Origin of the sequence: Streptomyces montanisoli (assembly GCF_017813245.1) — a bacterium.
In the GTDB taxonomy this organism is placed as follows: Bacteria; Actinomycetota; Actinomycetes; order Streptomycetales; family Streptomycetaceae; genus Streptomyces; species Streptomyces montanisoli.
This window is the reverse complement of record NZ_JAGIQL010000209.1, coordinates 1-8,813: the sequence shown is the minus strand read 5'-3', so window position 1 is coordinate 8,813 and position 8,813 is coordinate 1. Positions and strand designations below refer to the sequence as shown.

The following is an 8,813-nucleotide window of genomic DNA, read 5'->3' as shown; positions in this document are numbered from 1 at the left end:
GCCCCGGGCGCGGTGCGCGGCGCGGCGCCCCGGGCGCGGTGCGCGGCCCGCGGCCCCGCGGCGGTCAGAGTTCCGTGCGGTACATCAGGTCCGTCTCGTGCGTCGTGAAGCCGAGGCCCTCGTAGACGCCGACCGCCGCCTCGTTGTCCGCGTCCACGTACAGCATCGCCGTCGGCAGGCCCTCGGCCGCCAGGTGGCGCAGGCCGATGGCCGTCAGGGCCTTGCCGAGGCCGCCGCCCTGCGCGTCCGGCCTGATGCCCACCACGTACACCTCGCCGAGGCGCTCCTCGGCATGCACCTTCGTCCAGTGGAAGCCGATGAGCTCGCCGCCGCGTTCCGCGAGGAAGAAGCCCTTCGGGTCGAACCACGGCTCGGCCTTGCGGTCGTCCAGGTCGCGCTGGGTCATGCCGCCCTGCTCCGGGTGGTGCGCGAACGCCGCCGCGTTCACCGCGAGCCACGCGGCGTCGTCCTTGCCCGGCAGGTACGTCCGGAACGAGACGCCCGCGGGCATGTACGGCTCCGGGGTGTCGTCCGGCGTCAGCGGCCGCCGCATCTGGCGCAGTTCGCGAAAGAGTGTCAGGCCGAGCACCTGCGCGAGGTGGCGCGCCGCCGGCTTCCCGCCGTGCGCCCACATCCGCAGCCGCCGCCCCGACGCGGCCAGCAGCGCGTCGCCCAGGGCGCGTCCGTGGCCGCGGCCGCGGCGCGAGGGGTGCACCACGAGCTCCGCGGCCGGCGCCTCCACCGGGTCCGTGTCCTCCAACTGCGCGTACCCCACGATGTCGTCGCCGGCCGTCAGCAGGAAGTGCCGCACGCCTTCCCGGTGTCCGCCGCGCAGTTGCAGCCTGCCCTGTTCCGAGACCGCCTGCATGCCGTCGGACGAGGCGGCGTCGGCCAGCAGGCCGAGCACCGCGTCGGCCTGTGCGGGCGTGAGCGCGTCGAGGATCTCGATGTGCCGTGCGGGCTCGCGAGCGCTTGCGTCAGTCATGCGACGAGGGTACGGGGCCCCGGCGCGCGGGCCCCGACGTCACCCCCGCCGTCACCCCGGGCGGGCTCCACCGCAGGCGGCCCTGCGTCCCCGGCATGTCAGGTCTCCGGCATGTCAGGCGGTGGCGTCGGGGCGCCGGGCAGCCTGATCCGGGCCACCGTGCCGCCGCCGTCCGCCGGGTCGAGCGAGATCTCGCCGCCCGCCTGCTGGACCGTGCGCGCCACGATCGCGAGCCCGAGCCCCGAGCCCGGCAGCGACCGCGCGGACGGGGAGCGCCAGAACCGCTCGAAGACGTGCGGGAGGTCCTCGGGCGGGATGCCGGGCCCGTGGTCGCGCACGGTGAGCCGGCCCTGCCCGTCGAGCACGACCTCGACCGTGCCGCCCTTCGGGCTGAACTTGACCGCGTTGTCGAGGACGTTGACGACGGCGCGCTCCAGCGTGGCGGGCTCGGCCCGCACGTACCAGCCGGCGATCGTCGCGTCGATGACCAGGTCGGGGCCGCGCAGCCGCGCCCTGCCCAGCGCCTGCTCGACGATCTCGTGCAACGCCACGACCTGCACCTGGCTCGCGGCCAGCGCGTCAGGCCGCGACAGCTCCTGGAGGTCGCCGATCAGCGCGGCGAGCTCCGACATCTGCGCCTTCACGGACGCCATCAGCGCCTTGCGGTCCTCCGGCGGGATGGCCCGGCCGGTCTCCTCGCTGCGCGCCAGCAGCTCGATGTTGGTCCGCAGTGACGTGAGCGGCGTGCGCAGCTCGTGCCCGGCGTCGGCGATCAGCTGCGACTGGCGCTCGCGCGAGGAGGCGAGCGCGGCCGTCATGGAGTTGAACGACCGGGAGAGACGCGCGATCTCGTCCTCGCCGTCGACGGGGATGCGCACGCTCAGGTCCTCCGTGCGCGCCACGTGCTCGACGGCACGCGTCAGCCCGTCGACGGGCCGCAGGCCGGTGCGCGCCACCCACAGGCCCGCGGCGCCCGCGCCGACGACGCCGATGCCCGCGAGCAGGGTCAGCAGCAGCGCCATGCGGTTCTGCGACGCCTGGATCTCGTGCAGCGGCCGGGACACGGACACGGCCGCGAACCCCGCGGGGCCGAGGTTCTGCACCCGGGTGTTGACCCGCACCTGCTGGCCGCTGTCGGTCGTGCTGTCGTGCGTGGTGCTCGCGTACCGGCCGTGCTCCATCTGCTTGGCCACGTCGAGATCGGCCTCGGTCACCTTGACCGGCTGCGAGTACGAGACGACGCAGCGCTCGCCGTTGGCGAACACCACCTGCGAGTACTCGAAGTTCTTCTCGTTCGGCCCGGCGCTGCCGCCCCCCGACCCGCAGCTCTTCAGGGCGTCGATGACCTGGGAGTTCGGCGGCTGGGTGTTGTGCAGCGAGGTGTCCAGCTCGTTCTGCAGCTGGGCGCGGGTGAGCAGCCAGCTCGCCACCGCCATCGCCGCGACCGCGATCGCCACGGCCGCGCCCACCAGCAGGGCCATGCGGGAGCGGATCGGCAACGCGCGAAAGCGCCGCATCGACGCCTCCGACCAGGCCAGGTGCGAGCCGGTCGAGCGGGTGGGGAACGTCATGCCGTGCCGCCGGGGGCCGTGTCGGCGCGCAGCACGTAGCCGACGCCGCGCACGGTGTGCACGAGGCGCGGCTCGCCGCCGCCCTCCGTCTTGCGCCGCAGGTACATCACGTAGACGTCCAGCGAGTTCGAGCTCGGCTCGAAGTCGAAGCCCCACACCGCCTTGAGGATCTGCTCGCGGGTGAGTACCTGGCGCGGGTGCGCGAGGAACATCTCCAGCAGGGTGAACTCGGTGCGCGTCAGCTCGACGCGGCGCTCGCCGCGCGTCACCTCGCGCGTGGTCAGGTCCATCCGCAGGTCGGCGAAGGACAGCACGTCGTCCTCCGGCACGGCCGTGGCGCCGGCCGTCGTCGCCACGTACGAGCTGCGGCGCAGCAGGGCGCGGATCCGCGCGAAGAGCTCGTCCAGCTCGAACGGCTTGACCAGGTAGTCGTCGGCGCCCGCGTCGAGCCCGGTGACCCGGTCGCCGACCGTGTCGCGCGCGGTGAGCATCAGGATCGGCACCCGGGAGCCGCCGCTCCTGAGCCTGCGGGCGGCCGTCAGGCCGTCCATCCGGGGCATCTGGATGTCGAGGACGATCAGGTCGGGCTCGTAGGACTCGGCCTTGGCGAGGGCGTCGAAGCCGTCCACGGCGACCTCAGTGCCGTACCCGTCGAACGTGAGGCTCCGCTGAAGGGCCTCGCACACGGCGGGCTCGTCGTCGACGATCAGGATCCGCTGCGGATCCGCCTCGGCGGGACTCATATCGCTGCTCCCTCGTCCGTCCACACCCTCTTTGTCGTATCCGAAGGTAACGGAGTCGGCCACGGGGGTTTCGTCCTCTCGTGTGTTCGGCCGGCGGGACCGCCGCCTGTTCAGTTGGCGGAGCTGCCGCCGTCGCGCAGGTTGCCCAGGTCGGCCTTGACGGTGTTGATCGGGATGGCGAAGCCGAGGCCGACGCTGCCGGCCGAGCTCGAGCTGCTGGAGCTGCCGCTCGATGACGGTGCGTACATCGCGGAGTTGATCCCGATGATGTCGCCGTTCATGTCGATCAGCGCGCCGCCCGAGTTGCCGGGGTTGAGGGACGCGTCCGTCTGGAAGGCCTTGTAGGTCGTGGTCTGGCTGCCGGTGTCGCCGTTGAACTGCCGGCCGCCGAATTCGAACGGCCAGTTGTCGCCACCGCCGCCGCCGAAGAGGCTGCCGCCGCCCTGCCGGCTCTGCGACTGGCTGCTGCCGTCCTCCTCGGGGACGGTGACGCTGCGGTCGAGCGCCGAGATGATGCCGCTGGTGACGGTGCCGGACAGGCCCTCGGGGGAGCCGATCGCGACGACCTGGTCGCCCACCCGCACGTCGTCGGAGTTGCCGAGGTTCGCGGTCTTCAGGCCGCTGGCGCCTTCGAGCTTGATGAGCGCGAGGTCCTTGGCCGGGTCGGTGCCCATCACGCTCGCGGTGTACGTCTTGCCGCTGCTCATCTTGACCTTGATCTGCGAGGCGCCGGCCACGACGTGGTTGTTGGTGACGACCTGGCCGTCGGACGTGATGACGATGCCGGAGCCGATCGACTCGCCGGCCTGGGAGTCCGCTGTGATCTCGACGATCGTCGGGGACACGGCCTGCGCGACGCCGGCGACGGTGCCCTTGCTGCTCTGCGAGACGGTCGTGCCGCTGACGCCGACGGTGGTGCTGGCGTTCGGGTCGTTGTTCGCGGCGTTCGTCAGGACGGTGGCAACGCCGCCGCCGACGACGGCCGCGGCGAGTGCCACGGACGCCACGAGCGCGACCGGGCCGCGCAGGCGCCTGCGGGTCGCGGTGTGCGCGCCGTGCCCGGGGGCGTAGGCGGGGGGCGGCGGGAAGTGCGCGGTGCGGTCCTGGCCCTCGTTCTGGCCCTGGCCCTGGCCCTGGCCCGCTGAGGGGGCCGAGAAGGCCGCCGTGGGGTGCTCGGCCGTGTGGCCCTCCGCCGACGGAGTGTCCGACGGGGTGCCCGAGGCGGTGCCCGACGCGGTGCCGGTCGATGACGTGTACGGCTGCTGCGGTGCCTGGTGAGGCTCGTGCTGCGCCTGCTCAGGCCGCTCGCCGAAGGACTGGTCGTCGCTGTTGTGGCTGTCGCGGTGCCCGAAGAAGTTCGTCATGTCTACGACTGTCGGACTGTTGGATGAGAACACTATGAGGGCGCTGTGAGAAGCCCGACAGAACCTCGTATGCCCGATATAAAGACCCCGGCGCGGGGCGCGGACCCGCGCCCAAGGCTCACGCGCAGCCGCAGGACCGCCGCACGATCAGCGCCGACGGGAACTGCCGCACGCGCCCGTACACGCCGTCGCGGCGCGCGCCCGCGACCCGCAGGCCGTCGTCGAGCACGAGGTCGACCGCCGCACGCGCCATCGCGGGCCGGTCGGACGACACGGTCGTCAGCGGCGGGTCGGTGAGGCCCGCCTCCTTCACGTCGTCGAACCCGGCGACGGCGAGCCCGTCCGGCACGTCGATCCGCAACTCGCGCGCGGCGCGCAGCACGCCGATCGCCTGGTCGTCCGTCGCGCAGAACACGGCGGGCGGACGGTCGGGGCCCGACAGCAGGCCGAGCGCGAGCCGGTAGGCGTCGTACCGGTTGTAGGGGGCCTTGAACAGCCGCCCCTCGATGGGCCTGCCGGCCTCCCGCATGGCGCGCCGCCACCCCTCGACGTGGTCGGCGACCGGGTCGCCCACGGACGGCGTGTCCTCCGTGCCGCCCAGGCAGGCGACGTACGGGTGGCCGTGCTCCAGGAGGTGGCGGGTGGCGAGCTGGGCGCCGCCGACGTCGTCCGTCACCACGGCGACGTCGTCGATGGACTCGGGGCGCTCGTGCAGCAGCACCACGCGCGCGTCCCACGCGTCGATCTCGGCCGCCGCGCGCTCGCTAGGACCCTGCGCGACGAGGATGAGGCCCGACACCCGCATCCCGAGGAACGCGCGCAGGTAGTGCACCTCGCGCTCGCCGCGGTAGTCGGAGTTGCCGACGAGCACCATCTTCCCGCGCTCGGCGGCGGCCTGTTCGACGGCGTGCGCCATCTCGCCGAAGAACGGCTGGCGCGCGTCGGGGACGATCATCCCTATGAGGTCGGTACGCCGGGACGCCATGGCCTGCGCGACCCGGTCGGGCCGGTACCCCAGCTCCTTGATCGCGGCGAGTACGCGCTCGCGGGTGGCCGGTGCGACCGGCCGGGGTCCGTTGTTGATGACATAGCTGACGACCGCGGTCGAAGTACCCGCCAGTCGCGCCACATCGTCCCGCGTCACCTTGGCCACGCACGGAGTCTACGCGGGATGACACGCCCCCACGCCAGCCCTCCCGCCCACCCAATCGGGCCCCACGGGCCCGGCGGCCGGGCGCCCTCGCCGGCGCTCTCGACGCGCCGCGGGACGGGTGCCCGCCCACCGGCCCGTGGCGGGCGTCATGCGCGTCATGCGCGTCAGGCCATCGCCATCCTGTCGCTCGACTCCGGCTTCTCCGGGGAGACGAAGCGGTAGCCGACGTTGCGCACCGTGCCGATCAGGGACTCGTGCTCCGGGCCCAGCTTCGCGCGCAGGCGGCGTACGTGGACGTCGACCGTGCGCGTACCGCCGAAGTAGTCGTAGCCCCAGACCTCCTGGAGCAGTTGGGCGCGCGTGAAGACGCGGCCCGGATGCTGCGCCAGGTACTTCAGGAGCTCGAACTCCTTGAACGTCAGGTCGAGCACGCGGCCCTTCAGCTTCGCGCTGTACGTGGCCTCGTCGACCGACAGGTCGCCGTTGCGGATCTCGGGCGGGGCGTCGTCCGCCGTGATCTGGCTGCGGCCCGTCGCGAGTCGCAGCCGGGCCTCCACCTCGGCCGGGCCGGCCGTGTCGAGCAGCACGTCGTCCATGCCCCAGTCGGCGGAGACGGCGGCGAGGCCGCCCTCCGTGACCACGAGCAGCAGTGGGCAGCCGGGGCCCGTGGAGCGCAGCAGCCGGCACAGCGAGCGCACCTGCGGCAGCTCGCGGCGGCCGTCGACGAGGATCACGTCGGCGCTCGGGGTGTCCACCAGAGCGGCGCCCTCGGCAGGCGCCACGCGCACGTTGTGCAGCAGCAGGCCGAGCGCGGGCAGCACCTCGGCGGAGGGCTGGAGGGCGTTGGTCAGCAGCAGCAGCGAGCTCATCGGCGCCCACCCGCCCCGGCCGGCCGGCGCCCGGCCGGACACGCCCCGCCCGGTCGGTGCGCGTGGTGTGCGGTGTTCAGGTGGTTCGGACAGTGAGGGTCGCTGGATCGCTTGCCCATGACGTCGGTTCCTCCTCGGTCCCTGCGATGGGGGCAATTCCTTCTGCCTGTGACAACAAATGTCTGTACTAAGAAGCAGAAAACACAAAAGGACCCGGGGGCTGCGTCGCCCGGATCCTCTTCCCAGCAGAATAGCCCACATGCGTTCCGTGTCAGCAGCCCGATCCCGCCGATCACCCGCCCGCACCGGCCCGCCGGGCGGCGTGCGTACGCTGCTGCGCACCGAGGACGGCGTCCGTGTCGAGGCGGTGTACACGCCGTGCGCGGCGGACGCGGCCGGTGGCGATGAGGCCGGCGCGAGAACCGACCCCGCAGGTGGCGGGGGTGTGGACGGCGATGTCGCCGAGCGCGCCGTCATCGTGGTGGCGCACGGCTTCACGGGGTCCGTCGACCGGCCCGCCGTGCGCAGGGCCGCGGAGGTCTTCGCGCGTAGTGCGGCGGTCGTCACGTTCACCTTCCGCGGCCACGGCGGCTCGGGCGGGCGCTCCACCGTCGGCGACCGCGAGGTGCTCGACCTGGCCGCCGCCGTGCGCTGGGCGCGCTCCTTCGGCCACCGGCACGTGGTGACGGTCGGCTTCTCGATGGGCGGCTCGGTCGTCGTCCGGCACGCCGCGCTCTACCGCGACCGTTCCGACGCGCGGACGGACGCGGTGGTCTCCGTCAGCGGCCCGGCACGCTGGTACTACCGCGGCACGGCACCGATGCGCCGGCTGAACTGGGTGGTGACGCGGCGCGTCGGCCGGGTCGTCGGCCGCCTCGGCCTGCACACCCGCATCTACCAGCACGACTGGGACCCGGTCCCGCTGCCGCCGGTCGACGCGGTGCCGATGATCGCGCCGGTCCCGCTGCTCGTCGTGCACGGCGACCGCGACCCGTACTTCCCGCTCGACCACCCGCGCTCCCTCGCGGCCGCCGCACCCGAGGGCGCGGCGGAGCTGTGGATCGAGCCGGGCATGGGCCACGCGGAGAACGCGGCCGGAGAGCCGCTGCTGGCACGCATCGCGGCGTGGGCGTCCGCGCACGCGCCGGGGCGCGTGGAAGCGCCCGTGGAGGTGTCGGGGGACGCAGCGCCCGTCGAGGGCCGGGCCGAGGGGCGGGCGTGACCGACCACGTCGCGTCGTCGGCCATCATGGAGGCCGACGAAGGAGGTGCGGCGATGGCAGCGGGGACGATCCGCTACTGGGCCGCGGCGAAGGCGGCCGCGGGCGTGGCGGAGGAGCCGTACACGGCCGACGATCTGGCTCAGGCGCTGGCGGCAGCGCGGGAGAGGCACCCGGGGGAGCTGGTGCGTGTCCTGCAGAGGTGCTCCTTCCTCGTCGACGGCCGGCCCGTGGGCAAGCGCGGGCATGAGACCGTACGGCTTGCCGAGGGCGGCACGGTCGAGGTGCTCCCGCCGTTCGCAGGAGGGTGAAGCGCAGAGCATGAGCAGCGACCAGCAGTACCCGTACGCACCGAACGAGCCGCAGCGCGAAGGCAGGCACCGGCAGCCGCAGGCGCCGAACCCGAACCCGTACGCGTACGAGCCGCAGGCCCAGCAGGCACCGCAGGGCTACGGCCCGCAGCCGTACGACGCGCAGGGCGCCCCTTACGGGGGCTACGGGGGCTACGAGGGTTACGGCGCGCAGGGCCAGGACATGGAGGCCACCCAGGTGTGGCAGGGCCAGACCTGGGACACCGCGTCCCAGCCGATCGTGGACGGCCACCAGGGCCACCACGGCCACCAGGGCCACCGCCCCGCCGCGCCGGCCGAGCAGGGGCGGCCGTACACGGCGTACGCGGCCGGGGGCCCGCAGGTCTCGGCGATGGAGGAGACGGCCTACGTCCCCGTGCAGGGCGCGCCGCCCGCCCCCGCGCCGGGCCCGGGCTCCGGCGGGGGGGCGGGCGGCGGGGCCGGCACGGGGACGGGAGGGCACGGGGCTGAGGTCCGGGCAGCGGAGGGGCTGGGGGGGCGGGCTCGGCGGGGAGAGGGGGGGGGGGGGGGGGGGGGGGGGGGGGGGGGGGGGGGGGGG

8 protein-coding genes and 1 pseudogene are annotated in these 8,813 nt (G+C 73.9%); 3 read left to right on the top strand and 6 right to left on the bottom strand.

Annotated features, from left to right (window positions below; translation table 11 throughout):
* Positions 1-64 precede the first annotated feature (64 nt).
* The 6 genes from mshD to JFN87_RS29750 all read right to left on the bottom strand — a co-directional run bounded on the left by mshD (position 65) and on the right by JFN87_RS29750 (position 6,685).
* Positions 65-985: a mycothiol synthase gene (mshD, locus tag JFN87_RS29775; protein ID WP_209345079.1), complete on the bottom strand. Its 921-nt coding sequence runs from the start codon at positions 983-985 to the stop codon at positions 65-67.
* 98 nt (positions 986-1,083) lie between these two features.
* Positions 1,084-2,556, bottom strand: coding sequence for a sensor histidine kinase (locus JFN87_RS29770; protein ID WP_245182527.1), 1,473 nt, complete (start codon positions 2,554-2,556; stop codon positions 1,084-1,086).
* Positions 2,553-3,299 (bottom strand): response regulator transcription factor, encoded by a 747-nt coding sequence (locus JFN87_RS29765; RefSeq protein ID WP_209345077.1) that lies wholly within the window; start codon positions 3,297-3,299, stop codon positions 2,553-2,555. Before JFN87_RS29765 ends, JFN87_RS29770 begins: the two co-directional genes overlap by 4 nt.
* 110 nt (positions 3,300-3,409) lie before the next feature.
* On the bottom strand, positions 3,410-4,663 hold the full coding sequence (locus JFN87_RS29760; protein WP_209345075.1) for a S1C family serine protease: 1,254 nt from the start codon (positions 4,661-4,663) through the stop codon (positions 3,410-3,412).
* A gap of 118 nt (positions 4,664-4,781) precedes the next feature.
* Positions 4,782-5,816 (bottom strand): LacI family DNA-binding transcriptional regulator, encoded by a 1,035-nt coding sequence (locus JFN87_RS29755; RefSeq protein ID WP_209345073.1) that lies wholly within the window; start codon positions 5,814-5,816, stop codon positions 4,782-4,784.
* 164 nt (positions 5,817-5,980) lie between these two features.
* Positions 5,981-6,685, bottom strand: coding sequence for a response regulator transcription factor (locus JFN87_RS29750; RefSeq protein ID WP_209345071.1), 705 nt, complete (start codon positions 6,683-6,685; stop codon positions 5,981-5,983).
* 259 nt (positions 6,686-6,944) lie between these two features.
* Here JFN87_RS29750 and JFN87_RS29745 point away from each other — a divergent pair, with 259 nt between their 5' ends.
* The 3 genes and pseudogenes from JFN87_RS29745 to JFN87_RS29735 form a co-directional block, all read left to right on the top strand.
* Positions 6,945-7,907, top strand: a complete 963-nt coding sequence (locus tag JFN87_RS29745) for an alpha/beta hydrolase family protein (RefSeq protein WP_209345069.1) — start codon at positions 6,945-6,947, stop codon at positions 7,905-7,907.
* 53 nt (positions 7,908-7,960) lie between these two features.
* Positions 7,961-8,215 (top strand): MoaD/ThiS family protein, encoded by a 255-nt coding sequence (locus tag JFN87_RS29740; RefSeq protein ID WP_209345081.1) that lies wholly within the window; start codon positions 7,961-7,963, stop codon positions 8,213-8,215.
* Between the two features lie 10 nt (positions 8,216-8,225).
* A pseudogene (locus JFN87_RS29735) lies at positions 8,226-8,813 on the top strand (hypothetical protein); the annotation flags it as partial.

Bases quoted from the DNA above. Each gene is read 5' to 3' on its own strand.
- mshD (WP_209345079.1), bottom strand. From the start codon at position 985: ATGACTGACGCAAGCGCTCGCGAGCCCGCACGGCACATCGAGATCCTC.
- JFN87_RS29770 (WP_245182527.1), bottom strand. From the start codon at position 2,556: ATGACGTTCCCCACCCGCTCGACCGGCTCGCACCTGGCCTGGTCGGAG.
- JFN87_RS29765 (WP_209345077.1), bottom strand. From the start codon at position 3,299: ATGAGTCCCGCCGAGGCGGATCCGCAGCGGATCCTGATCGTCGACGAC.
- JFN87_RS29760 (WP_209345075.1), bottom strand. From the start codon at position 4,663: ATGACGAACTTCTTCGGGCACCGCGACAGCCACAACAGCGACGACCAG.
- JFN87_RS29750 (WP_209345071.1), bottom strand. From the start codon at position 6,685: ATGAGCTCGCTGCTGCTGCTGACCAACGCCCTCCAGCCCTCCGCCGAG.
- JFN87_RS29745 (WP_209345069.1), top strand. From the start codon at position 6,945: ATGCGTTCCGTGTCAGCAGCCCGATCCCGCCGATCACCCGCCCGCACC.
- JFN87_RS29740 (WP_209345081.1), top strand. From the start codon at position 7,961: ATGGCAGCGGGGACGATCCGCTACTGGGCCGCGGCGAAGGCGGCCGCG.